The sequence below is a fragment of the Pseudomonas sp. IPO3778 genome (genome assembly GCF_013386825.1).
Taxonomy (GTDB): Bacteria; Pseudomonadota; Gammaproteobacteria; order Pseudomonadales; family Pseudomonadaceae; genus Aquipseudomonas.
Genome location: NZ_JACARC010000034.1, coordinates 59739 through 84488, shown reverse-complemented (window position 1 = coordinate 84488; position 24750 = coordinate 59739). Strand labels below are relative to the sequence as shown.

The following is a 24750-nucleotide window of genomic DNA, read 5'->3' as shown; positions in this document are numbered from 1 at the left end:
GGATCTCCTGTCGATAATCGTGACGCTCTGATCAGGCATACGCATGCCGACGCCCGAACCTGGGAAGGTCGGCCAACAGCAAAAATTTATTGGAATAGGTCTTTGCGCAACTGAGTGCGGCGTGGTCGGCTTTAGTATAAACAGGTGCTGAAATATCGCGAATCAATTCTGCGATTTATGACTGGGGAGTCACCGGTGATTGCAACAGCTCTGGTACTGGTAGCGGCGCTGTTGCATGCGACGTGGAACACCTTGATCAAATTCAGCGGCGAGCGCCTGTTGGTGATCGCGTGCATGGACACTGTGGCGTTGCTGTTCGTCGTGTTGGCGGTGGGGTTTGTGTCGTTGCCGCCGCTGGACATCTGGCCATGGATCATCGCGTCGGCACTGTTTGAGTTGCTTTACCGCTACCTGCTGATCCAGGCCTATCGGGTGGGTGACCTGGGGTTGGTGTACCCGCTGATGCGCGGGCTGTCGCCCCTGGTGGTGCTGGCGCTGACGTTGGTGTTTGCCGGTGAGGCGCTCAGCACCCAGCAGATCCTTGGCATCCTGCTGATTCCGTTCGGCATGCTGTGCCTGTTGTGGCAGGGCGGTGGCGGTGACCGGCTGCCCTGGTCGATGCTGCCGGTGGTGGCACTGATTGGCCTGTGCATCGGTTGCTACACCTTCCTCGATGGCCAGGCGTTGCGCCGTTGGTCGCACCCGCTGGATTACCTGGTGTGGTTGACGCTGATCAGCGCCTGGCCGTTTCCGTTGCTGGCGGTGGTGCGCAAGCGGGCGGCGTTCGGGCTGTTCTGGCGCACGCAGTGGCGGCTGGGGCTGAGCGTCGGGTTGTGTGTGTTGTTGAGCTACGCTCTGGTGCTTTGGGCCATGCAGTTGGGCTCGATTGCCGAGGCGGCGGCGCTGCGGGAAGTCAGCGTGATCCTGGTGGTGCTGTTCGGCATGCGGTACCTGAAAGAACCTTTCGGCCGACCGCGGCTCATAGCTTGTGGGTTGGTACTGATTGGCATGTTTGTGATGAAACTCTAACCGTCGGACAAAACTAAAAAAGGAATGGGTGATGACAGTCGCTTTCTGGTGTGTGTTGATCGCAATCTTTCTGCCGTACCTGTGCACGGGGGTGGCCAAGTTCAGCGGCGGCAAGTTCGGGCCCCGGCAGAACCATGACCCGCGAGCCTTCCTGGAGACCCTGGAGGGGTTCGCCAAGCGTGCCCACAGCGCGCAACTCAACAGTTTTGAAGTGACCCCGGCCTTTGCGGCGGCGGTGATCATTGCCCATTTGGCAGGCGCTGCGTCGTTGGTGACGATCAACGTACTGGCGGTGCTGTTTATCACCAGCCGACTGCTCTACATCATCTGCTACCTGGCGGACTGGGCGATGCTGCGGTCGGTGGTGTGGGCGGTGGGGATGGCGTTGATTGCGAGTTTCTTCTTCGTCTCGATCTAAAGCCTGGCGCTGTTCAAATGTGGGAGCGGGCTTGCTCGCGAAGGCGGTGGATCAGTCGATACATCCGGTGACTGACACACCGCCTTCGCGAGCAAGCCCGCTCCCACACAAGCCCGCCGCCCCCCATAGATCAGTGGTGTTATTCAGCTCCCCGCCGGCGCATCCGGAATTTTCGGCAGCGCTGCGCCTTTAGGCCACAGCATCCAAATCTGGCCCTGCTGCTTCATGTTGCCCGCCAGCTCACCAGCGGCATCACCGGTGCCCCAGAACAGGTCGGCGCGCACTTCGCCGGTAATTGCACCGCCGGTGTCCTGCGCGGCCACCGGGCGAGCAATCGGTGTACCGTCCGGTCGTGTCGTGGACAGCCACAACAAACTACCCAACGGAATCACCTTGCGGTCCACCGCCACGCTATAACCCGCTGTCAGCGGCACGTTCAGCGAGCCGCGGGGGCCTTCGTTGCTGTCGGGACGGGCGCTGAAGAACACGTAGCTGGGGTTGCTCGCCAGCAATTCTGGAATTCGCTGGGGATGAGCCTTGGCCCAGGCGCTGATGGCGCCCATGGTCACGTCTTCTTTTTTCAGCTCGCCTTGCTCCACCAGCCAGCGGCCGATGGGGCGGTACGGGTAGCCGTTTTGATCGCCGTAACCCACACGCAATTGGCGGCCATCAGCCAGTTGGATACGGCCCGAACCCTGAATCTGCAGGAATTGCAGGTCCATCGGGTTGGTCAGCCAGGCGATCGGCTTGGCGGTGGAACCCTGCTGGTTGATGGCGCTGGCGTCGTCATAGGGTTTGAGCACCCGGCCCTCAAGGCGCCCGCGCAGGCGTTTGCCCTTCAGTTCCGGGTAGATGCTTTCCAGGTTGACGATGATCAGGTCATCCGGCACGCCAAACACCGGCACGTGGGCGGTGGGGGTTTCGCTGAGGCTGCCGGGGTAAACCGGTTCGTAGTAGCCGGTAATCAGGCCGTTGGGGCTGTTGTCGGCCGAGCGCAGGCCGTAGACATCGAGGTTGGTCTTGAGGAAGTCGCGAATCGCCACGGCGGTTGGCGGCACGGTGGCCGCTGCTGCGCACGTCGTGCCCCACACCGGGTCAGCCTTGAGCCGTTGGCAGGCACTGCGCCAGGACTCGAAGCCGGCTTGCAGGTCGCTGTCCGACACCGCCGGTAAGTTTTCCCAGGTGGCGCTGGCGTAGGTTGCGATGGCGTGGGGCTTGGCTTTATCGTCCTTGCCGGCGTTGCAACCGGCCAGCAACACGACCATTGGCAGAGCCCACGCCAGGCGGCTCCAGGGTTTAAAACGGGTATTCATACACAAAATTCCTGAAGCGATTGCCCAAGCCGGTTGGCGTTCGAGCAACCCTTATTATTAATAGGGGTATTGGTCTTTAGGGGCGGGGCGAGGATACTGGCCGCCGTTTCCCGTGACCTTGAGCCATCATGACTTTTAAAAGACTGACCGTTGTATTGCTGGCCTGCCTGACACTCTCCGCCTGCGGCGGGGTTGATCCTAATTCGCCCCTTGGCCAGCGCAAGGCGATTTTCAAGCAGATGCTCAAGACCGGCGAAGACCTGGGCGGCATGCTGCGTGGGCGTATTCCGTTCGACGGCGCTAAATTTGCCGAAGGCGCAGTCAAGCTCGATGCGTTGTCCCATGAGCCGTGGAAACATTTCCCGAGCGTGCGTGAAGAAGATCACACCAGCGCCAAGGACGATGTGTGGCAGCAACAGGCACGCTTCCAGGAAATGGCCCGAAACCTTGAAGCGGCCACCGGTGAATTGGTGATCGCCAGCCAGGTCCAGCCTTACAAGGCCAGCAATCTCGGGCCGGCCGTGCAGAAAGTCGAAGATGCCTGCACCGCCTGCCATAAACAGTTTCGCGATCACTGAGGCGTCTTACTTGTCCAGTTCGTCGAGGGCTTCCTGCAAGTCCTTGCGTGACTGGGCCAGCTTGTCCTTGCGCTTGTTGATCTTGTCGGAGTCACCCTTTTTCATGGCCTTGTCGAGGTCGGCCTGACGGCGGCTGACTTCGTGCTTGGCGTCGAGCACTTTGTTTTCGCGCTCCTTTTTCAAGGACGCGTCGGTGCAGTTGGCAGTGACCTCACTCAGGGCTTTTTCCAGGCCGGCTTGCTGTTCGCTGTTGCCGTGGGCCTTGGCTTCTTCGATCTGGGTGCTGATGGCCTGGCGCTTGGCGGCGCAGCCGGTGAGTGGCTGGGTTTCCTCGGCCGCCAGCAGTGGCGTGGCCATAAGGGTGGCGACGGTCAACAGGGCAAAAGGTGCAAGAAATTTCATAAAGGCTCCAAGGTGAACAAGGTCGCAATCAGGTGGGCAGGATGAATTCTGCCGGCACCGCTTAATGCCGCCGGGCAGAGGTCAAAAACCCTCTATCCCGGCAGCCCGTAATGTCTCACTCAAGGCCAGCACCTGCGGGTCGCGAAAAAAAGCGCTCAATTGCGCCGCGCGGCCCGGGCCTATGCCGTCCTCGGCCAGCCAGGCCTGAGTGTCTTTGGCGGCCAGGGTTTGCCAGCCGCCTTGTAGATTGTTGCGGGCCGTGGGCGGTACTCCCAGGGCCATCAGCCATTGCGCGAACGGTCGCTGCCGGGCGCTGCGCAAGCTGTCGAGCAAACGCACGCTGCTGCGTTCACCGAAGCCGTCAATGTTAGCAAGCTCTGCCTCATCCAGGGTTAACCAATCGAGCAGGCCACCGATTAGACCGGCCTGAATCAAGGTGTTCCAGGTTTCACGGCCGATATGGGGCAGGGCCAGGCCCTGGGCGCCACTCAGCCAGGTCAGGCGCGCAAGCAGTTGCTCCTCACAGCCTGGGGACAGTTGCCAGCAACTCAGGGGGTGGAAGTCTTTGGCCCGGGGGATCTGCAGTTCGACCCGTGGCTGGCTGCGCAAGATGACACGGTCAAGGCGTGGGATGACTTGACCGGCGAGGCTGATGGACACCTGGTCGCCCGGGCGAATATCCAGTTCCTCCCAGCGCTTCAGGGAGCCAACGCTGACCCGGCTGATTTTCCGGTCATCGAGCAGTACCGGCTCCAACTCCAGGATGGAGGTGATGCGCCCGGTGCGGCCAATCTTGAAGTGCACCTTGCGTACCTGGGCCAGCGCCTTGACCACCGGGTACTTCCAGGCCACCGCCCAATACGGCGCACTGACCCGCCAGCGCTCGGCCGGCGCCCGCTGACTTTGGTGCAGCACCACGCCGTCGCTGGCGAAGGGCAGGGGGTGGCTGTACCAGTAGCTGCGCCAGTGCGCCGCTTCGGTAATGTCCTTGACCGGATGGCTGTAGCGGGCACTGTCGGTAAAACCCCATTGCGCCAGCTGGCTCAGGCGCTCGGAAAAATCATCGGGGCCTTCGGGCCAGGCCCAGACAAACAGGCCAATCGTGGCGGCATCGGCTTCGCTCAACTGCCGGCGATTCATCAAGCCGGCCACTTTGCCGCGGGCGCCGCTGCCACCTGTGGCAGCCTGCACGTGGTCGTTCAGTCGCCAATAGAGCTCACCTTGCAACAGCAGGTCAACGGGTTCGGGCAGTTGCTGGATGATCCCGGGAATCCTGCGGGCGGAGGCTGACCAGTCCTGCCCCAGCCGGCCGTCGCCGCGACTGATGACCTGGCTTAGCCGGCCCTTGCGGTAAACCAGTGTGACGGCGACGCCATCGACCTTGGGCTGAATCCATACGTCTTGGCGAGTGTTCAGCCAGGCTTCAGCCGCGCGATCATCCAGCAGTTTTTCAAGGCCGGTGTGTGGCGTCGAGTGGGCGATGGTGCCTCGCGCGCTGCCCAATGGGTTGTCTGTAACTGGAACAGAGGGGACGAAACACCTGCGCCATTGGGCAAGGCGCTGGCGGGCCTGGTCGTAGAGCTCATCGCTGATCAATGACTGGCCGAGCCGGTGGTAGCTGTCATCCCACAACGTGACTTGCTGCGCCAGAGTGGTGATCTGGGCCTGGGCCTGATCGGCCTCCCAGTCGGGACACTCCCGCGCCCAGGCAATGAGCGGCGAAAAGCTGAGTAAAAAGAAAAGCAGCAAGCGCATAGGCGACGTCATCATGAGCATCCTTGCTCTGAAAGGGCGCCCAGCCTAAGTCATCCCGGCGGGCATAAAAAAGCCCCGCAACCGCGAGGCTTTTTACCCGATGTTTCTGCTGACTTGAACAGACCGCCCAGGGCGCTCACGGTGTCATTGCTGTCCGCCATGGCCTGCTGCTTTTGCTGGCCGGCATCGAGCTTGTCCTGAGACTCGCCGACTTTTTTGCAACCTTTGTTTGCTTGATCCAGGGCGGCCTGCATGGCCTTCACGTTCATCTCTTCGCCATTGGAAAGAGGTGAAGACCCGGGAGGGCGCGGATTCTGGTGGGCCATTATTTAGCCTGCAAGCAGTGGATCCAAAGGACGTGAACAGTGCCCGCCAATCATCCGGCAATAAAAAGCCCTGCCGGGAGAACCCGGCAGGGCTTTGTGTACACCGCAGGGCTTACAGGCCGGCGGCAGTGCGCAGGTCGTTGGCGCGGTCGGTCTTTTCCCAGGTGAACGTGGTGAAGGTGTCGTTGCCGACGGTCTTCTGCTCCGGGGTACGACCGAAGTGGCCGTAGGCTGCAGTTTCCTGGTACATCGGGTGCAGCAGGTCGAGCATGGTGGTGATTGCGTACGGACGCAGGTCGAAGATCTCACGCACCAGCTTGACGATCTTGTCGTCGCTGATCTTGCCGGTACCGAAGGTGTTCAGCGAGATCGACGTAGGCTGTGCCACACCGATGGCGTAGGACACTTGAATCTCGCAACGTTCGGCCAGGCCGGCAGCCACGATGTTCTTGGCGACATAACGACCAGCGTAGGCTGCGGAACGGTCAACCTTGGAGGGATCCTTGCCGGAGAACGCGCCACCGCCGTGACGGGCCATGCCGCCGTAGCTGTCGACGATGATCTTGCGGCCGGTCAGGCCGCAGTCGCCCACCGGGCCACCAATGATGAACTGGCCGGTCGGGTTGATGTGGAACTGAGTGTCTTTGGTCAGCAGTTCGGCAGGCAGCACATGCTTGACGATCAGTTCCATGACGCCTTCGCGCAGGTCTGCGTAGGAAACTTCCGGGTTGTGCTGGGTCGACAGCACGACGGCGTCGATGGCAACGACTTTGCCGCCTTCGTAGCGGCAGGTCACCTGGGACTTGGCGTCCGGGCGCAGCCATGGCAACGCACCGGATTTACGGGCTTCGGCCTGGCGCTTCACCAACTGGTGAGAGAAGGTGATCGGTGCTGGCATCAGCACGTCGGTTTCGTTGCTGGCATAGCCGAACATCAGGCCCTGGTCGCCGGCGCCCTGATCTTCAGGCTTGGCACGGTCGACACCTTGGTTGATGTCAGGGGACTGCTTGCCGATGATGTTCATCACGCCGCAGGTCGCGCCGTCGAAGCCGACGTCGGAGCTGTTGTAGCCGATGTCGGTGATCACGTCACGAACGATCTGCTCCAGGTCGACCCAGGCAGAGGTGGTGACTTCACCGGCGATGATCGCCACGCCCGTTTTCACCAGCGTCTCGCACGCCACGCGGGCGAACTTGTCTTCGGCGATGATGGCGTCCAGCACCGCATCAGAAATCTGGTCGGCGATTTTGTCCGGATGCCCTTCAGACACGGACTCGGAGGTGAAAAGGGAGTATTCGCTCATCTCGATGTTTTCCTGATATTTACCGATGGTGAGTGTCGCCAGCCGGCCGCTGAAAATGGCGGACCTGAATCTGGAAACCATTACGTAAACCTACATAGAGGCTTTCCCCGGGAACGAGTCCCGCAGCGGTGGCCCAACGAGCCAGATCGTCCTGTTCAAAACCCAGCCAGAGATCACCGCAGGCCTCCCTGGCCCAACTCTGGTTGTGGCTGCATAAATCCGTAATCAACAGGCTGCCGCCTGGTTGCAGCAAATTTGCCATCTGCTTGAGGGCTTCTGCCGGGGCCGCGAAATGGTGCAGGACCATGTTCAGCACCACGCAATCGGCCTGCAGGCTGGTGTCATTCAGGGCGTCCGCCAACTGCAGGCGGACATTGCCCAGCGACTCGCGCTCACACAACTGGCGGGCCAGCTCCAGCATCGCCGGGCTGTTGTCCAGCGCCGTGACCTGATGAAAGCGGCGTGCCAGTTCCGGAAGAAAACCGCCGTCACCGGGGCCCACTTCGATCGCCGTGGCCTCATCACTGAAGCTCAGCTTGTCCAAAAGTGCCAGCACGCTGTCGCGGTATTGCGCCAACCCGGCGATCAGGTCCTGCTGGGCGCGAAACTTGTCGGCTACCCGTGAGAAAAAGTCCTGGCTGGCGGCAGCGCGTTGCCCGTGCACCTGGCTGATGCGCGATTGAACATCCACCGGCAGGGTCAGGTCGTCTACTTCTTCCAGCAGCGCGGCGTGCAGCTTGCCGCCCAACTGTTCGGTGTGGGGCAGGGCGCGACGGTAAAAAATCGCATTACCTTCACGGCGGGTGGCCACCAGGTCGGCCTGGGCCAGTACCTTTAAATGGTGGCTCATGCCGGATTGGCCGATGGCGAAGATCTGTGCCAGCTCCAGTACCCCGAACGAGTCGTTGGTCAGCGCACGCAGTACATTCAGGCGCAACGGATCGCCGCCTGCCTTGCACAGGGCTGCCAGCTCGTCGCTGTCGTCGGGGCGAATGGAAGGTGCGCTTAAGTTCATAAGGCCAGCAGTCTAGAGACGGCAGGAAAACCCTGCAAGGCCAATATCAAAAAGTTTTGATATTGGTCGATAATCGGTGGTTATAAGCAGTCGCTATAACCCTTGGACGAACCGGTGAACGGTTTCTCCAGCCAATCCGCAGGAAAAACACCCTCAAGTGACTATCTGTCATTGCCCGCAGGCGGTGGCTGAGGGAAAATGCCGGTCCTTTTTTCCGTTTCTTTTATTCAACTCCAGGAGATCAGCGATGCCCAGCCGTCGTGAGCGTGCCAACGCCATTCGTGCCCTCAGCATGGATGCCGTGCAAAAAGCCAACAGCGGCCATCCCGGTGCCCCGATGGGCATGGCGGATATCGCCGAGGTACTTTGGCGTGACTACCTGAAACACAACCCGAGCAACCCGTCGTTCGCCGACCGTGACCGGTTCATCCTGTCCAACGGCCACGGCTCGATGCTGATCTACTCGTTGCTGCACCTGACCGGCTACGACGTCACCATCGACGACCTGAAAAACTTCCGCCAGATCCACAGCCGCACCCCGGGCCACCCGGAATACGGCTACACCCCTGGCGTCGAGACCACCACCGGCCCGCTGGGCCAGGGCCTGGCCAACGCCGTGGGCTTTGCCCTGGCTGAAAAAGTGCTGGGCGCGCAGTTCAACCGTCCAAACCACAACGTTGTCGACCACCACACCTACGTGTTCCTGGGTGATGGCTGCATGATGGAAGGCATTTCCCACGAAGTCGCTTCCCTGGCCGGTACCCTGGGCCTGGGCAAGCTGATTGCCTTCTACGATGACAACGGCATCTCCATCGACGGCGAAGTCGAAGGCTGGTTCACCGACGATACGCCAAAGCGTTTCGAAGCCTACAACTGGCAGGTGATCCGCAATGTCGACGGTCACGATCCTGAAGAGATCAAGACCGCCATCGATACCGCCCGCAAGAGCGAGCAGCCGACCCTGATCTGCTGCAAGACCACCATCGGCTTCGGTTCGCCGAACAAGCAAGGCAAGGAAGACTGCCACGGCGCCCCACTGGGTGACGCGGAAATCGCCCTGACCCGCGCTGCGCTGAAGTGGACCCACGGCCCGTTCGAAATCCCGGCCGACATCTACGCCGAGTGGGACGCCAAGGAAGCCGGCCTGGCCGCCGAAGCCGAGTGGGACCAGCGTTTCGCGGCCTACTCCGCCGAATTCCCTGAGTTGGCCAACGAGCTGGTACGCCGCCTGGCCGGCGACTTGCCTGCCGACTTCTCGGAAAAAGCCGCGGCCTACATCGCCGAAGTGGCGGCCAAGGGCGAAACCATCGCCAGCCGTAAAGCCAGCCAGAACACCCTGAACGCTTTCGGCCCGTTGCTGCCGGAGTTCCTCGGCGGTTCGGCTGACCTGGCCGGTTCCAACCTGACCCTGTGGAAAGGTTGCAAAGGCGTCTCGGCTGAAGACGCCAGCGGTAACTACATGTACTACGGTGTGCGCGAGTTCGGCATGAGCGCCATCATGAACGGCGTTGCCCTGCACGGCGGCCTGGTGCCTTACGGCGCGACCTTCCTGATGTTCATGGAATACGCGCGCAACGCCGTGCGTATGGCGTCGTTGATGAAGAAACGTGTGATTTTCGTCTACACCCACGACTCCATCGGCCTGGGCGAAGACGGCCCGACGCACCAGCCGGTCGAGCAACTGACCAGCCTGCGCACCACGCCGAACCTGGACACCTGGCGCCCATCGGACGCGGTCGAATCGGCTGTGGCCTGGAAGCACGCGATCGAGCGTAAAGACGGCCCTTCGGCTCTGATCTTCTCCCGTCAGAACCTGCAGCACCAAACCCGCGACGCGGCGCAGATCGAAGGCATCAGCCGTGGTGGCTATGTGCTGAAAGACTGCATCGGCGAGCCGGAGCTGATCCTGATCTCCACCGGTTCCGAAGTGGGCCTGGCGGTTCAGGCGTACGACAAGCTGACCGCCGCCGGTCGCAACGTGCGTGTGGTTTCCATGCCGTGCACCAGCGTCTTCGAAGCCCAGGATGCCGACTACAAGCAATCGGTATTGCCGTTGCAGGTCAGCGCACGTATCGCCATCGAAGCGGCTCACGCCGACTACTGGTACAAGTACGTGGGCCTGGAAGGCCGTGTGATCGGCATGACCACCTACGGTGAGTCGGCGCCGGCGCCAGCGTTGTTCGAAGAGTTCGGTTTCACCCTGGAAAACATCCTGGGTCAGGCTGAAGAATTGCTGGAAGACTAAAAGCTCGAACGCGGTGACCATTTGGTTGCCGCACCCACTGTAGGAGCGAGCTTGCTCGCGAAGATCGTCAACGATAACGCAGCGTTTCTGGTTTAACGCGGCGCTCTCGGGCTCTTCGCGAGCAAGCTCGCTCCTACAATGGTTTGTGTCGCCCACAATGCGAGAACCCCATGCCTCAACCGCGTCCCTACAAAGTTGCACTCAACGGCTACGGCCGGATTGGTCGTTGCGTCTTGCGTGCTCTGTTCGAGCGAGGGGCGGCGGCCGGGTTTGAAATTGTCGCGATCAACGATCTGGCTGACATGGCCAGCATCGAATACCTGACACGCTTTGACTCCACCCACGGCCGGTTCCCCGGCGAAGTGCGGGTCGAGGACGATTGTCTGCATATTAATGGCAACTGCGTGAAGGTCTTGCGCAGTGCCACTCCCGAGGGCATCGACTGGGCTGCGCTGGACGTCGACCTGGTGCTGGAATGCTCCGGTGCTTATCACACCCGTGCCGATGGCCAGCGTTTTCTCGACGCCGGTGCGCCACGGGTATTGTTCTCCCAGCCGATGGCCAGCGAGGCGGATGTGGACGCCACCATCGTCTACGGCGTCAATCAGGATTGCCTGACCGGCGCCGAGCTGCTGGTGTCCAACGCCTCCTGCACCACCAACTGCGGCGTGCCGCTGTTGCGCCTGCTGGACCAGGCCATTGGCCTGGAGTACGTGTCGATCACCACCATTCACTCGGCGATGAACGATCAGCCAGTGATCGATGCCTACCACCATGAAGACCTGCGTCGTACACGTTCGGCCTTTCAGTCAGTGATTCCGGTGTCCACCGGCCTGGCGCGAGGTATCGAGCGACTGTTGCCGGAACTTGCCGGGCGAATCCAGGCCAAAGCCGTACGGGTACCGACGGTAAATGTGTCGTGCCTGGACATCACCATGCAAACCGTCAGCGACACCGACGCCAGTGAGGTCAACCGGATCTTGCGCGACGCCGCCACCAGCGGCCCGCTCAAAGGGCTTTTGGCCTACACCGAGTTGCCGCACGCCAGCTGTGATTTCAACCACGACCCGCATTCGGCCATCGTCGATGCCAGCCAGACCCGTGTTTCCGGCCCCCGGCTGGTGAACATCCTGGCTTGGTTCGACAACGAATGGGGGTTTGCCAACCGTATGCTGGACGTTGCAGAACACTACCTGCAAACAGCCTCTCCACAACTTTAGCTCTCAGGAATTGCCACCCATGACCGTGTTGAAGATGACCGACCTCGATCTGCAAGGTAAGCGCGTACTGATCCGCGAAGACCTCAACGTCCCAGTCAAGGACGGTGTTGTCACCAGCGATGCGCGAATCCTGGCCTCGCTGCCGACCATCAAGCTGGCCCTGGAAAAAGGCGCGGCCGTGATGGTCTGCTCCCACCTGGGTCGCCCGACCGAAGGTGAGTTCTCGGCCGAAAACAGCCTCAAGCCTGTGGCCGAGTACCTGAGCAAGGCCCTGGGCCGCGACGTGCCGCTGGTGGCCGACTACCTGAACGGCGTGGACGTGAAGGCCGGCGACATCGTGCTGTTCGAAAACGTACGCTTCAACAAGGGCGAGAAAAAGAACAGCGACGAACTGGCCCAGCAATACGCCGCCCTGTGCGACGTGTTCGTGATGGACGCCTTCGGCACCGCTCACCGCGCCGAAGGTTCGACCCACGGCGTGGCCAAGTTTGCCAAGGTTGCGGCGGCTGGCCCGTTGCTGGCGGCTGAACTGGACGCACTGGGCAAGGCCCTGGGCGCTCCGGCCCAACCGATGGCGGCCATCGTTGCCGGCTCCAAGGTGTCCACCAAGCTCGACGTATTGAACAGCCTGAGCCAGATCTGCAACCAGCTGATCGTCGGCGGCGGCATTGCCAACACCTTCCTGGCCGCTGCCGGCCACCCGGTGGGCAAGTCGCTGTACGAGCCGGACCTGCTGGACACCGCCCGCGCCATCGCCGCCAAGGTCAGCGTGCCGCTGCCAGTGGACGTGGTCGTCGCCAAAGAGTTCGCCGAAAGCGCCGAAGCCACCGTCAAGCTGATCGCTGACGTGGCCGCCGACGACATGATCCTGGATATCGGCCCGCAAACGGCAGCCAACTTCGCTGAACTGCTGAAATCGTCCCGGACCATCCTGTGGAACGGTCCGGTGGGCGTGTTCGAGTTCGACCAGTTCGGCAACGGCACCAAAGTGCTGGCTCACGCCATCGCTGAAAGCTCGGCGTTCTCCATTGCCGGCGGTGGTGACACCCTGGCGGCCATCGATAAATATGGCGTTGCTGACCAGATCTCCTACATTTCTACCGGTGGCGGTGCATTCCTCGAATTCGTCGAAGGCAAGGTACTGCCGGCCGTTGAAGTGCTGGAAAGCCGGGCGAAGGGCTGAGGCACTTGCTGAGGAAAAGGAGCATTCCGATGATCAAGTCGTTGGCACTGGTGATCGCAGCGGGCCTGTTGGCCGGCTGCGGCAGCCCCCCCAAAGCGGCGCCCGAGCCTGAAAAGGCCGGGGCTGCGCCGCGAAAGAGCTGCTACCAGGCCGACTGGCAAGCCGAAACCATGCCGGTGATCAACAAGCGCATCGGGCCCGACGGGTTGGAGAAATACGATTCCCCGCCCAAAGGTCAGGAACAGGGTTGCCCTTGACGGGTCTGATTCAATAACCGACAGCAGCGGTGGCCGCAGGTCGCCGCTTGAGGATTGGCAATGAAAGGCGTTTTCGCCCTGGCAGCACTGGCTTTATTGGCCGGATGCACCCACCTGAACATGTTCAACAAGCAGGCTGAGCCCGTAGACAAATGGACCACCTGGACGTGTGACAGCCAGGCGCAAGTCAACTGGCGCTTTGCCGACCAGGCCCACACCCAGGTGGATGTACGCCTGGGTGGTTCGGACCAGGTTTATCGCCTCAAGCAGGAAGTCGCAGCCTCGGGCGTGCAATACAGCGACGGCCAGTTGGCGTTTCACACAAAAGGTGAGGAAGGCCTGGTTTACTGGGTTGCCACCGATGATTTGATCGGGCGCGGCTGTAAAGCGATGTAGGAGCTGGCTTGCCTGCGAAGGGGCCATCAGCCGCACCGAAACATTGGTTTAACGATTAAGCAGGGCAGGCATTGAAAGCCTGACCTTCAATAACTTGAATAGCAGCCGCCGCTACGGCAGGCTTGCACGATTAACGACCCTCGACCGGGAGAGAGACTCACAATGGCACTTATCAGCATGCGCCAGATGTTGGACCACGCAGCCGAATTCGGCTATGGCGTTCCAGCCTTCAACGTCAACAACCTTGAGCAGATGCGCGCCATCATGGAAGCCGCTGACAAGACTGACTCTCCAGTGATCGTCCAGGCTTCGGCCGGTGCGCGCAAATACGCCGGTGCTCCGTTCCTGCGTCACCTGATCCTCGCCGCGATCGAAGAATTCCCGCACATCCCGGTGTGCATGCACCAGGACCACGGCACCAGCCCTGACGTGTGCCAGCGTTCCATCCAGCTGGGCTTCAGCTCGGTGATGATGGACGGTTCCCTGGGCGAAGACGGCAAGACCCCGACCGACTACGAATACAACGTACGCGTCACCCAGCAAACCGTGGCCATGGCTCACGCCTGCGGCGTTTCGGTTGAAGGCGAGCTGGGTTGCCTGGGTTCCCTGGAAACCGGCATGGCTGGTGAAGAAGACGGCATCGGCGCCGAAGGCGTACTGGATCACAGCCAAATGCTGACCGATCCGGAAGAAGCCGCCGACTTCGTGAAAAAGACCCAGGTTGACGCCTTGGCTATCGCCATCGGCACCAGCCACGGCGCCTACAAGTTCACCAAGCCGCCTACCGGCGACGTGCTGGCCATCGACCGCATCAAGGAAATCCACAAGCGCATCCCTAACACCCACCTTGTGATGCACGGTTCTTCCTCGGTACCGCAAGAGTGGCTGGCGATCATCAACCAGTACGGCGGCGACATCAAAGAAACCTACGGCGTGCCGGTTGAAGAAATCGTTGAAGGCATCAAGTACGGCGTGCGCAAGGTCAACATCGACACCGACCTGCGCCTGGCCTCCACCGGTGCGATGCGTCGCCTGATGGCCACCAACCCGAGCGAGTTCGACCCACGTAAATTCTTCGGCGCTACCGTGACTGCCATGCGTGACGTGTGCATCGCGCGTTACGAAGCCTTCGGTACGGCGGGCAACGCTTCGAAGATCAAGCCGATCTCGTTGGAAGCGATGTACCAGCGTTACCTGAAAGGTGAGTTGAACGCCAAGGTCAACTAAGCCCTACACGTTCATGAAAAAGCCCGCAGTGATGCGGGCTTTTTTGTGGCTGAAATTTGATCAGGCGGCTGCGGGGGTGTCGAAGCCGCGGTATTCGATGACGCGGAATACGTCGCTTACGTCCTGCACCAGGATGCGGGCGGTGTTGGCTACGTGGTTCAGGTCACGCTCCGCAAAATCGGGCAGGCTGGAGCAGGCCATCAGGTTGAGGTGTTCGAGGGCGGCGTTGAGGCGTTCACGCAGGCAGGCGTGCAGGTCCGTGAGTGGTGCATCGCTGTCGATCAATAGCACGGGGTATTCGGTGGCTGTTTCGGTGCAAGGGGTGAAACGGCGGGGTGGGAGTTGTGGCTTCATGGCAAATCCTTAACTCAAAAGAAAATTGGCCACCGTTTGCTGCGAAACAAATAGGGTGGCAGCTGTACGCGGGTTCGCAGACCGAGGAGTTAAGACCCGGCAGACCCGAAGGTCTCCCACGTACAACCGCCATAAAAAGCCGAGCATTGGCAGGACTGCCTATGTCGTATTTTGACGGGTACGGTATTAACTCTGTAGGGCTGCGAAACCCTATCGCCGTTCAATGCCGGCGACGGGGCGAACTATAAGCGGCGCTCCGATTCACCGCAACGGCCCTGTAGGACACAAAGCCCCTGTGGGAGCTGGGCTTGCCCGCGATGGCGGTGGGTCAGCCAACTTATTCTGTGACTGATACACCGCCATCGCGGGCAAGCCCGGCTCCCACAGGGATAAGTGTTGTTTAAACGATTGTGTTAATCACCGAATGATCCTTGGGTCCATAGGACAGTGCCTACGAGACGTGAGGAGACTTAGTTCTCCACCAGCACCTTCGGATTCGAGTTACCCCACACCGTATACAGATCCGCCAGCAACGCCCCGTTGATGTCTTCAACCTCCGCCTGGCTGGTCTCCACCGCGCCCTGTTTGCCGAACAACACCACCTCATCGCCGCTCTTCACGGTTGGCACGTCGGTGACATCCACCATCAACGTGTTCATCGACACCTTACCCACCACCGGCACGCGATGGCCGTTGATCAGCACCACGCCCTTGTTGGTGAACGCCCGGCGGTAGCCGTCGGAATAGCCGACGGTGATGTTTGCCAGTTTCGAATCCCGCCCCAGGGTGTAGGTGCGGTCGTAGCCCACGGTGTTGCCCTTCGGATAGCTGTTGACCGACGCCACGTGGGATTTGAATTGCATCACCCGTTTGTACTCGGTGAACGAGGGCACGGTATCGCCAAACAGCAGGCCGCCCGGACGAACCATGTCCAGCCGCGACTCGGGCACTTCCAGGGTGGCGAAGGAGTTGGCCGCGTGCAGGGTGATTTTGTTGCGGTCGAGTTGGGCGACGTTGATCAGCCAGTTGGCCTGTTCATTGAATGCCTTGAGCCCGGTGCGCACGTCGGCGGCGTCTTCGACGGCGAAGTGGGTCATGATCGCCGTCACCTGCAGGTTCGGCACCTTGGTAATGGCTACGGCGTCGCGGCGGCCTTGGGCGGTGGTCATTTCCACGCCGTTGCGGCTCATGCCGCTGGAATTCAGGCCCAGGTGCACGACCAGCGGGCGGCCGTGGTTTTCGGCGATCAGGCTGGCGCGCACGGCGAAGTCCAGGTTGCCCACCAGCTCTTCGACGTTATACGGCAGCGCAGCTTCCAGCTCGCTCAGGGCGGCGGTGCGTACGCGGATCAGTTGGCCCTTGAAGCCGCTTTCACGGACCACGCGGGCTTCTTCGTTGCTGGCGATGCCGACACAGGGCACGCCCAGTTTGATCACCGAAGGCATCAGCAAGCCGATGCCGTGGCCGTAGGCATCCGCCTTGAGCACGGCGCAGATTTTCGATTTGTCGGCGAGGCTGGCTTGCAGGGTGCGGATGTTGTTTTCGAAGGCGACCTTGTTGATTTCAACCCAGGCGTTGCTGTCCTGGATATTGACCTGGGCCACCCCGTCGGCCATCGAGAGAGGCGGGGCGGCGAAGGCCGGGTTTTGCAGCAGAGCCATGCCCAGGGAGAGGGCGAGCAGGGTGCGGGAAAAGGGCATTGGGCAGTCTCCATGACTTTCTTATAGGGGGTAGTGCGCGTGCGCGGCGCCATACTCGGATTGTCCTACAAGAAAGTCGAGACCCTGGGTCGCGGTTCTGTCCTAAAGCGTCGTGGGACCGGTCGCTGAAGCGAATCAGCGTCAGTCGTGGTCAATGTCCAGCTTGGCAAACGTCACCCGGGCGCCTTCCTTGCTGTTGCCGCTGTTGTCCTGCACGTAGGCACCGGCCTTGAAGTACAGCGGCTGTTTGCCCCACGCCGCGCCAATGCGTTCGTTCCATTGCCCGCTGGCGGCGTCGACGCTCAACAGGCCGGCTTTATTCAGGTGGATGACGTAGGTGAAGTTGCGGTCCAGCGGTACGTTTTCGGCAACGATAATCACCCGGCCTTCATCTTCATCGGGGCGCATGCGCACCTTGGCGACGATGTTGCCGGTCTGGGTTTTTTCCTTGTACTGGTACTCGACCTTGATCAGCGGTTTCTGGCTGTCATAGGCGTGGATTTGACCGATCACGACCTTGCCGGAAGACGGCACCTGGTTGACCGCCAGGGTGGCCCGCAGGAAGTTATCGGCGTCGCTGTACAGCCAGTTGCGCAGGCGACCATCGGCGTAGGTTTCCCGCAGTTCGCTGCGGGGGTAAACAGCGTTTTCGGTACGTGTGCCGGTGACCGGGGTCCAGAATTGCACGCTGCTGCCTTCGGCCTGGAAGTATTGGTCCTTGAACCCGCTGAGCAGTTTTGGGGTGTCGATGGTCGAGGGCGGGGAGCCAACGGGGATGCTCAGGTTCCAGGTGGACAGATCAATCATTGAAAGCGCCTTAAACAGGGGGAGAAGGTTGCGGCTCGAGAGCGGGCACTTTCTTTATAGGTGGCTGGAAATGGATTGTTAATGATTTTATGGCGGTTTGTTGGCGCCAAACAAATGTCAAAAAGCCATGTTTCCCGTAAATCGGGGGCTGTAGACACTGACCGTTAGTCGGTTGTCTGGACTTTGGCGCGATGATGGCACTGTCATGGCTTCTGCTTTCGAGGATCCGGGTCTAGAGTGACCCCTTATTGTTTATCCGGTTTTGTCGCAAAAATGACCGGAGTGACTCAAACGGAAGAGAAGCAGCAATGGAATGCGCTCCAATCAAGCCCCGCGATGGTTGCTCAGTGCTTTTGGTGGTCGATGACTATCCCGAAAACCTGATCAGCATGCGTGCGCTATTGCAGCGTGAAGACTGGCAGGTAGTGACGGCGGCGTCCGGGATTGAAGCCCTGGGGTTGCTGCTCGAACATGACGTCGACCTGGTGCTGCTGGATGTGATGATGCCCGGCATGGACGGGTTCGAGGTGGCCCGGCTGATGCGGGGCAGCCAGCGCACGCAACTGACCCCGATCATCTTTCTCAGTGCCCACGCCCAGTCGCCGGCGGCGATGCTGGAGGGGTATGCCAGTGGCGCCATCGACTACCTGCTCAAACCCTTCGACCCCAATATTCTCAAGCCCAAGGTCCAGGCCCTGCTGGAGCACCAGCGCAACCGCCGTGCGTTGCAACGCCTGAGTCATGACCTGGAATCGGCCCGGGCCTTTAATGCGTCGGTGCTGGACAACGCCGCCGAAGGCATTCTGGTGGTGGGCGAAGACGGCGTGATCAGCTACGCCAACCCGGCGATTTCACGGCTGCTGAATGCGCCGGTTGCCGAGATCCAGGGCGCGGAGTTCCTCGGCTTTCTGCAGAAGCCCCATGTGCCTGGCTGGTCTGACTCTGCCTTGTACGAAGGCTACAAACGCGGCGAAACCTGGCGCCTGCACGACGCGATCCTGCGCACCGCGCCCGGCCAGCAACTGCCGGTGGCGATGTCGTGTGCACCGTTGCCCGCCGAGCAGAAAGCCATGGTGGTCACCGTGCTGGACATGTCCGAGGTGCGCCATCTGCATCAGCAGTTGGAGTACCAGGCGGTCACGGACCCGCTGACCGGCCTGCTCAACCGGCGCGGGTTTCACCAGGCGGTGGAAAATGTGCTGTTGCGCAGCGAGCGTAACGAGCAGTCGCTGGTGCTGCTGTACCTGGACCTGGACGGGTTCAAGCGGGTCAATGATTCCCTGGGGCACGACGCCGGTGACCGGGTATTGCGCTGGGTCTCGGAGCAGTTGAAGGCGTGCCTGCGCGCCTACGACATCCTCGGCCGCATGGGCGGGGATGAATTCACCGCGTTGCTGGAGCTGGAGTTCCCGGAGCAGGCGGCCAAGATTGCGGAAAAACTGATCGAACGGGTGTCGATCTGTCAGCAGGTCGACGGCCTGGATGTGATGCTCGGCGTCAGTATCGGCATCGCCACGTTCCCGGACTGCGGCTCGGACCTTAACGGCCTGCTGCGTGCGGCGGACGTGGCCATGTACGAAGCCAAGCGCGCCGGGCGTCAGCAATATCGCTATTACGATCAAGAAATGAACGGCAGGGCCCGCTCGCGCCTGATGCTCGAAGACAGTGTGCGCAGCGCCATCGACAGCAAGGATTTCACCCTGGTGTACCAGCCGCAGGTGTCGTTGCACGACGGCCACCTGCGAGGCGTCGAGGCGCTGCTGCGTTGGCAGCACCCGAGCGTGGGCGATGTGCCGCCTGGGTTGTTTTTGCCATTGCTGGAGGAGGCGCGGTTGATCAGCCAGTTGAGCAGCTGGATCTACCAGCAGGTGGCGGCGCAGCGGCAGGCGTGGAAGGCGGGGCTCAGCGATGAGTTGGTGCTGAGCGTGAGCTTGAGCAGCAGCCAGTTCAATATGCCGAACCTGGCCAGCCAACTGCAGCAGGTGCTGGAGCGACATGCCCTGCAAGGCCGGCAACTGGAAGTGGAGATCAGCGAAGAAAGCCTGATGCACAACCTGGACGAGTCCACCAAGCAGCTCAAGCTGTTGCGCCAGGCGGGGGTGCGGATCGCCCTGGACGACTTCGGCGCGGGCCATTGCTCCCTGGCGCACCTGCGGGACCTGGAGTTCGACACCCTCAAGCTCGACCCCAAGCTGGTGGCGCGCCTGCCAGGTTCATCCCGGGATGCGGCGATGGCACGGAGCATTATCGAGCTGTGCCGGCATTTCGACCTGCTGGTGATCGCCGAGGGCGTTGAGACCCAGGTGCAAGCGCAATGGCTCAAGGCCAATGGGTGCCAGTTCATCCAGGGGCCGCACGTGGCACCCCCGTTGACCGCCGATGAAATTGCCAACTGGCACCTGCGCGCAGCGCTCGGCTGAATTCGCTACACTGGCGCCCATTCAAATACCCGTTGTTGATCCCATGACCGCGCTGAAATACCTCCAGGCCTACCCCGCAGCATTGCAGGAGCAAGTGCGTCAGTTGATCGCCAAGGACCAACTGGGCGACTACCTGACCCAGCGCTACCCCGAGCGTCACGGCGTGCAGAGCGACAAAGCGCTGTACAGCTACGCCCAGGCGCTGAAGCAGGAGCACCTGCGCAACGCCCCGGCCATCGACAAAGTGTTGTTCGACAACCGCCTGGACCTGACCCACCGCGCCCTCGGCCTGCACACCACCATCTCCCGGGTGCAGGGCGGCAACCTCAAGTCGAAGAAAGAAATCCGCATCGCCTCGCTGTTCAAGGAAGCCGCCCCGGAGTTTTTGCGCATGATCGTGGTACACGAACTGGCGCACTTCAAGGAATCGGACCACAACAAGGCGTTCTACAAACTCTGTGAGTACATGCTGCCGGGCTACCATCAGGTGGAATTCGACCTGCGGGTGTACCTGACCTGGCGGGACCTGCAGGGCAAGCCCTAACCTTCAAAGGCGATCGAGCATGGATGTGAGCAAGACCAAAAGCAGCTTCTACCGACGCCTGTACGTGGCGTACCTGATCGACAGCCAGTTGGCCAGCAGCGTCCCGGCCCTCACCGAGGTGACGGGCATGCCCCGGCGCACCGCCCAGGACACGATCGCGGCGTTGGCGGACCTGGACATTGTGTGTGAGTTTGAACAGGAAGACGGCGCCCGCAACCATGCCGGGTGCTATCGGATTCGTGATTGGGGGGCGATTGATCGGCGCTGGATCGAGGCGAACCTAAGCCAGATCAAGCGCGTACTGGATTACCCCTGACCCTGTGGCGACTGGGCTTGTCCTGTGGCGAGCGAGCTTGCTCGCGTTGGAGTGCGCAGCGCTCCCGCTTTTCTTGGGGCCGCTTCGCAGCCCAACGCGAGCAAGCTCGCTCGCCACATTCGTGATGCCTGCCTATAAAAATTCAGCGATGCCTTCCCTTAAAAGGTTCAGGCCCGACGCATACCAATGTGTGGAATATCATCCTCAAGGTATTCCTCCCCCGCCACCACAAACCCGTACCGCCCGTAATACCCCTGCAAGTGCGCCTGGGCCGACAGATAGATCGGGACTTCGGGCCACTGCTTCTCCGCCTGCCGGAGGGCCTCATCCATCATCTGATGGCCCAGCCCGGTGCCCCGTGCGCCCGGCGCCACGATCACTCGGCCAATCACCACATCACCGCCCTGGGATTCAGGATCAAGCAGGCGCAGGTAAGCCTGCAATTGACCATCCCCCCAGGCCATCAGGTGATGGGTATCACCGTCCAGGTCCTGGCCATCGAGGTCCGCGTACACGCATTTCTGCTCGACAACGAAGACCTCCGAGCGCAGGCGCAAAATCGCGTATAGCTGCTCCTTGCCCAAGTCACTGTGGTGTTTGCAGACCCATTCGACTGTCATGGTGTTCTCTCGGCTAATTGTCTGGTCAGGATAGTAAGCGTGCGGAAGGCGAGTGTCTAAATTGTGGTTTTTTGTGAGTGACGTCAATTTGCCATCATTCAGTGCAATCGCCGCTGCCTTCTTTGTGTAATCTGCAGTGCAGGCTCATTGATGAGCTACTGTTAAACCCTTGGGTTCAACCCTGAGGTCAGGCCATAGAACGCCCGCCAAGGACTTGAGCATGCCGCGATTTTCTCGTGCCGTTGCTTTGATCGGTTTGTTGTTGCTGGCCCAGACGGCGGCGGCAGAACGTTTACGCCTGGTGGCGGATGCCTGGCCGCCATTTACCGACGCCACCCTGGTCAATGGCGGGTTGGCCACCGACATCGTGACCACCGCCCTGGCTCGGGCCGGCTATGGCAGTGAGTTTGAACAGGTGCCCTGGGCCCGCGCACTGATGGGGGTGGGTGAGGGGCGTTATGACGTGCTGGTCAATGCCTGGTACGACGACGCGCGTACGCAACTGGGGCAGTTTTCCGGTGAGTATCTGCTCAACCGCGTGCTGTTTCTCAAGCGCCGTGACGATCCCATCGAGTATCAGAACCTGCAGCAACTGCACGACTATCCCATCGCGGTGGTACGCGGCTACGCCTATTCGGCGGCGTTCGACGCCGATCCGCAGTTGCAGAAAGTCCCTGTGCATAGCTTTGCCATGGCGGTGCGCATGTTGGCCGCGCAGCGGGTACGGCTGACGGTGGAGGATGAATTTGTCGCCCGTTACTACCTGGCCCGGGAGTCCGCCACCGTACGCAACGCGGTGGAGTTTTTGCCGGTGCCGTTGAGCGAAAACAGCCTGCACATTCTGGTCAGCCTGAAAAACCCGCAACACGAGCAGATCGTCGCCGGGTTTGATCGGGAGATCGCGAAAATGAAAGCGGATGGCAGTTATGCGCGGTTGATGAAGCAGCACGGGATGTAGTGTTTTGGCGGGCCCCATCGCGGGCAAGCCCAGCTCCCACAGGAGTACTCGGTCAACTGTGGGAGCCGGGCTTGCCCGCGATAGCGGTTTAATCCGCGCCGGTATCTTTGATCAGGTGAGCCGCCAGTGTGCGCAACGGCCCCAATTGCCGGCAGATCAACGCCAGTTGCGTCTGCACCAGCCGCTGCCCCTCATCGATCTCATCCGGCATTTGCTCCAGGTCCACCGCCAGCGCTTCCTCGGCATCACTCTGGATCGCGATCGGCTGCTTGTTGGCCAGCCCGGTGGCGATCTCGTCAATGCTCGCCGCCAGCGCCTTCCCGGCGCCGTCGATCAAGTGCTCACGCACCTCGGCCGGCAGCTGGGTTTCGCGGTGTGCACCGAGCCCCGACAGGTAGCTGAGCAGGGTGTGGGACAGCACCAGGAACCTGAACCCTACATCCGCTTCCTTACGGAAATGCCCCGGCTCCATCAGCATGTTGGCCAGGGTGGTGGACAGCGCCGCGTCGGCGTTGTGGGCGTTGCGCCGGGCCAGGCGGTAAGCCAGGTCGTCGCTTTTGCCGGCGGCGTACTGCTGCATGATCTGGCGCAGGTAGATGCTGTTGCAGGTCAGCGTGTTGGCCAGCACCTTGTTCAGGCGTCGGCCTTGCCAGTCCGGCAGGAACAGGAACACCGCCAGCCCGGCGATCAGGCTGCCGAGCAAGGTATCGAACAGCCGCGGCAGGAACAGCCCGTAACCGTCGCCCACCTGATTGAAGCAGAACAGCACCATCAGCGTGATCGCCGCGGTCGCCAGGGTGTAGCGGGTGGTGCGGTTGATAAAGAACACCAGGCCGGCGGCGATGGCGAACATCGACTGGATCAGCGGGTTGGGGAACAGGTCGAACAGTGCCCAGGCGATGGTCAAGCCGATGGCGGTGCCGATGATCCGCTGGCCCAGCTTGCGCCGGGTGGCGCCGTAGTTCGGCTGGCACACAAACAGGGTGGTGAGGATGATCCAGTAGCCCTGGGACGGGTGGATCAAGTGCACCATCCAGTAGCCGATACTCAGCGCCAGGGGCAGGCGCAGGGCGTGGCGGAACAGCAAGGAGGTGGGCGTCAACTGGGTGCGCAGGCGGGTCCACATTTCCTTGAGGTTGCGCGGTGCACGGTCCAGCAGGCTGCTGTCAGTGGCGTCGGCCAGGCTGTCGGGGTTGGCGGCGTCGCCCAGCAGGCGGTCCAGTGTGGACAGGTTGGCGGCCAGGGCGCGCAAGGAGCGCAGCAGGCCGCGCCAGGCCGGGTTGCTCTGGATGCGCAGGTGTTCCAGGGAGGCATTCAGGTCGCCCAGGGCCTCGGCGAAGCTGTCGTCATAGACGAAGGGCTGGCGCAGCTGGATCGATTCGGCGAGGGTCTGGCAGGCCTTGCCTTGCTGGCGCAGCAGGCGCTGGCAGCGGAACAGCACGTCGCTGTGGAAGAAGGCTTCGGCCAGCGCGTTGTAGGGGTAGTGCGAAGAACTGGCGCGTTCGTGGATGTCCTGGGCCAGGAAGTACAGCTTGAGGTAGCGGCTGACCTTGGAGCCCGGCCGGCCATTGCCGACCCGGTGCAGGATGATTTCCTTGGCGGCGTTCAGCGCCGCCACCACCCGGCCATTTTGCTGCGCCAGTTCCAGGCGCCGGGCTTCCACATCCAATTGGCGGATTGGCTCGAACAGCGACGACTTGAGCTTGAGGTAACGCCCCAGCTCGCGAAACAACCGCGCCAGGCTTTGTTGCACCGGCTGGTTGGAAAACAGCACCTGCCACAACACCGAGAGCGCGCCATACCACGCGGCACCGGCCACCAGCAGTAAGGGTTCATGCCAGAAGTCGGTGACGGCGCCACCGCGCTGGTCCACGCCGATCATGGTGTAGACCGACAGAATCAGGGTGGCGGACGCAATCGCCCCATAACGCTCGCCCAGCGCTCCGAGCATGGTCAGGCCGAAGCTGGCCAGGGCCAGGGCAATCGCGAAGATCCATGGATAAGGGAAGAGCAATTCGACCGACAGTGCGGCGGTGCTGAAGCACACCAATGTCACGGCGAGGGCGTTGAGTCGGCCTTGCCAATTGTCATCGGTCTCGGCCAGGGCGCTGGCGATAATCCCCAGGAACAACGGGATCAGCAGCGTCATTTCGTTCTGGTACCAGCACAGCGCCATGCTGCCGGTCAGGGCGATGAACACCCGTACGCTGTAACTGAACTTATCCAGTGCCCAAAGGCGCCGCATGGACTGCTTGAAGGAGGTCGATGACATGAAGTCTGGGGTCTTCCGGGACGATGCCGCTAAATTGAGCTATCAAGGACGCCACGGCAAGCGTGGCGATCACATCCAACAGCAAAATTTAT

At 61.3% G+C, this 24750-nt stretch carries 24 protein-coding genes; 13 read left to right on the top strand and 11 right to left on the bottom strand.

From position 1 onward, the window contains the following. The first annotated feature begins 195 nt into the window (after nucleotides 1–195). Complete coding sequence (locus tag HX855_RS16545) at nucleotides 196–1029, top strand: EamA family transporter (protein ID WP_177086998.1); 834 nt, start codon at nucleotides 196–198, stop codon at nucleotides 1027–1029. A 31-nt stretch (nucleotides 1030–1060) separates the two neighbouring features. Beyond that, complete coding sequence (locus tag HX855_RS16540) at nucleotides 1061–1447, top strand: MAPEG family protein (RefSeq protein WP_177087000.1); 387 nt, start codon at nucleotides 1061–1063, stop codon at nucleotides 1445–1447. Between the two features lie 143 nt (nucleotides 1448–1590). Here the strand turns inward: HX855_RS16540 and HX855_RS16535 are convergent, their stop codons facing one another. After that, the gene (locus HX855_RS16535) at nucleotides 1591–2760 is read right to left on the bottom strand and encodes a murein transglycosylase A (RefSeq protein WP_177087002.1); all 1170 of its coding nucleotides are present in this window, start codon (nucleotides 2758–2760) and stop codon (nucleotides 1591–1593) included. A gap of 128 nt (nucleotides 2761–2888) precedes the next feature. On the opposite strand from HX855_RS16535, the gene HX855_RS16530 reads away from it, so the two are divergent. Next, nucleotides 2889–3338 (top strand): cytochrome c, encoded by a 450-nt coding sequence (locus HX855_RS16530; protein WP_088425324.1) that lies wholly within the window; start codon nucleotides 2889–2891, stop codon nucleotides 3336–3338. Nucleotides 3339–3344: 6 nt separating this feature from the next. Here the strand turns inward: HX855_RS16530 and HX855_RS16525 are convergent, their stop codons facing one another. From HX855_RS16525 to HX855_RS16505, 5 genes are all read right to left on the bottom strand, one after another. Continuing rightward, entirely contained in the window at nucleotides 3345–3740 is a 396-nt protein-coding gene (locus HX855_RS16525) for a DUF1090 domain-containing protein (protein WP_177087004.1), read from the bottom strand. An 81-nt stretch (nucleotides 3741–3821) separates the two neighbouring features. Then, on the bottom strand, nucleotides 3822–5507 hold the full coding sequence (ligB, locus tag HX855_RS16520; RefSeq protein WP_375140085.1) for an NAD-dependent DNA ligase LigB: 1686 nt from the start codon (nucleotides 5505–5507) through the stop codon (nucleotides 3822–3824). A gap of 38 nt (nucleotides 5508–5545) precedes the next feature. Further along, nucleotides 5546–5821 carry a hypothetical protein gene (locus HX855_RS16515; protein WP_177086476.1) on the bottom strand — a complete coding sequence of 92 codons (276 nt, stop codon included), beginning with the start codon at nucleotides 5819–5821 and terminating at the stop codon, nucleotides 5546–5548. Between the two features lie 112 nt (nucleotides 5822–5933). Next, entirely contained in the window at nucleotides 5934–7124 is a 1191-nt protein-coding gene (gene metK, locus HX855_RS16510; RefSeq protein ID WP_177087006.1) for a methionine adenosyltransferase, read from the bottom strand. Between the two features lie 19 nt (nucleotides 7125–7143). Continuing rightward, nucleotides 7144–8139 (bottom strand): metalloregulator ArsR/SmtB family transcription factor, encoded by a 996-nt coding sequence (locus HX855_RS16505; protein ID WP_177087008.1) that lies wholly within the window; start codon nucleotides 8137–8139, stop codon nucleotides 7144–7146. A 247-nt stretch (nucleotides 8140–8386) separates the two neighbouring features. Here HX855_RS16505 and tkt point away from each other — a divergent pair, with 247 nt between their 5' ends. From tkt to fba, 6 genes are all read left to right on the top strand, one after another. After that, complete coding sequence (tkt, locus tag HX855_RS16500) at nucleotides 8387–10384, top strand: transketolase (protein WP_177087010.1); 1998 nt, start codon at nucleotides 8387–8389, stop codon at nucleotides 10382–10384. A 170-nt stretch (nucleotides 10385–10554) separates the two neighbouring features. Continuing rightward, nucleotides 10555–11604: an erythrose-4-phosphate dehydrogenase gene (epd, locus tag HX855_RS16495; RefSeq protein WP_177087012.1), complete on the top strand. Its 1050-nt coding sequence runs from the start codon at nucleotides 10555–10557 to the stop codon at nucleotides 11602–11604. Nucleotides 11605–11623: 19 nt separating this feature from the next. After that, nucleotides 11624–12787: a phosphoglycerate kinase gene (locus HX855_RS16490; RefSeq protein ID WP_177087014.1), complete on the top strand. Its 1164-nt coding sequence runs from the start codon at nucleotides 11624–11626 to the stop codon at nucleotides 12785–12787. Nucleotides 12788–12816: 29 nt separating this feature from the next. Beyond that, nucleotides 12817–13044 (top strand): hypothetical protein, encoded by a 228-nt coding sequence (locus tag HX855_RS16485; protein WP_177087016.1) that lies wholly within the window; start codon nucleotides 12817–12819, stop codon nucleotides 13042–13044. 60 nt (nucleotides 13045–13104) lie between these two features. Further along, nucleotides 13105–13440, top strand: coding sequence for an MliC family protein (locus tag HX855_RS16480; RefSeq protein WP_177087019.1), 336 nt, complete (start codon nucleotides 13105–13107; stop codon nucleotides 13438–13440). Between the two features lie 162 nt (nucleotides 13441–13602). Next, on the top strand, nucleotides 13603–14667 hold the full coding sequence (gene fba / locus HX855_RS16475) for a class II fructose-bisphosphate aldolase (RefSeq protein WP_003177554.1): 1065 nt from the start codon (nucleotides 13603–13605) through the stop codon (nucleotides 14665–14667). A gap of 60 nt (nucleotides 14668–14727) precedes the next feature. Here the strand turns inward: fba and HX855_RS16470 are convergent, their stop codons facing one another. The 3 genes from HX855_RS16470 to HX855_RS16460 form a co-directional block, all read right to left on the bottom strand. Continuing rightward, entirely contained in the window at nucleotides 14728–15021 is a 294-nt protein-coding gene (locus HX855_RS16470) for a hypothetical protein (RefSeq protein WP_008434070.1), read from the bottom strand. A 470-nt stretch (nucleotides 15022–15491) separates the two neighbouring features. After that, nucleotides 15492–16721, bottom strand: a complete 1230-nt coding sequence (gene alr / locus HX855_RS16465) for an alanine racemase (protein ID WP_177087021.1) — start codon at nucleotides 16719–16721, stop codon at nucleotides 15492–15494. 141 nt (nucleotides 16722–16862) lie between these two features. Next, nucleotides 16863–17528 carry a polysaccharide lyase family 7 protein gene (locus tag HX855_RS16460; protein WP_177087023.1) on the bottom strand — a complete coding sequence of 222 codons (666 nt, stop codon included), beginning with the start codon at nucleotides 17526–17528 and terminating at the stop codon, nucleotides 16863–16865. A 308-nt stretch (nucleotides 17529–17836) separates the two neighbouring features. On the opposite strand from HX855_RS16460, the gene HX855_RS16455 reads away from it, so the two are divergent. The 3 genes from HX855_RS16455 to HX855_RS16445 are packed head-to-tail and all read left to right on the top strand — an operon-like array spanning nucleotide 17837 to nucleotide 20808. Beyond that, on the top strand, nucleotides 17837–19948 hold the full coding sequence (locus HX855_RS16455; RefSeq protein WP_177087025.1) for a bifunctional diguanylate cyclase/phosphodiesterase: 2112 nt from the start codon (nucleotides 17837–17839) through the stop codon (nucleotides 19946–19948). A 43-nt stretch (nucleotides 19949–19991) separates the two neighbouring features. Next, complete coding sequence (locus HX855_RS16450) at nucleotides 19992–20492, top strand: M48 family metallopeptidase (protein WP_010167569.1); 501 nt, start codon at nucleotides 19992–19994, stop codon at nucleotides 20490–20492. Between the two features lie 19 nt (nucleotides 20493–20511). Next, a complete protein-coding gene (locus HX855_RS16445; protein ID WP_177087027.1) occupies nucleotides 20512–20808 on the top strand; it encodes a helix-turn-helix domain-containing protein in 297 nt (98 codons plus the stop codon). Nucleotides 20809–20975: 167 nt separating this feature from the next. On the opposite strand, the gene HX855_RS16440 is transcribed toward HX855_RS16445, so the two are convergent. Further along, nucleotides 20976–21428, bottom strand: a complete 453-nt coding sequence (locus tag HX855_RS16440) for a GNAT family N-acetyltransferase (RefSeq protein ID WP_177087029.1) — start codon at nucleotides 21426–21428, stop codon at nucleotides 20976–20978. 220 nt (nucleotides 21429–21648) lie between these two features. Here HX855_RS16440 and HX855_RS16435 point away from each other — a divergent pair, with 220 nt between their 5' ends. Continuing rightward, a complete protein-coding gene (locus tag HX855_RS16435) occupies nucleotides 21649–22386 on the top strand; it encodes an ABC transporter substrate-binding protein (RefSeq protein ID WP_177087031.1) in 738 nt (245 codons plus the stop codon). Between the two features lie 88 nt (nucleotides 22387–22474). On the opposite strand, the gene yccS is transcribed toward HX855_RS16435, so the two are convergent. Continuing rightward, nucleotides 22475–24658 (bottom strand): YccS family putative transporter, encoded by a 2184-nt coding sequence (yccS, locus tag HX855_RS16430; protein WP_177087033.1) that lies wholly within the window; start codon nucleotides 24656–24658, stop codon nucleotides 22475–22477. Nucleotides 24659–24750: the final 92 nt, after the last annotated feature.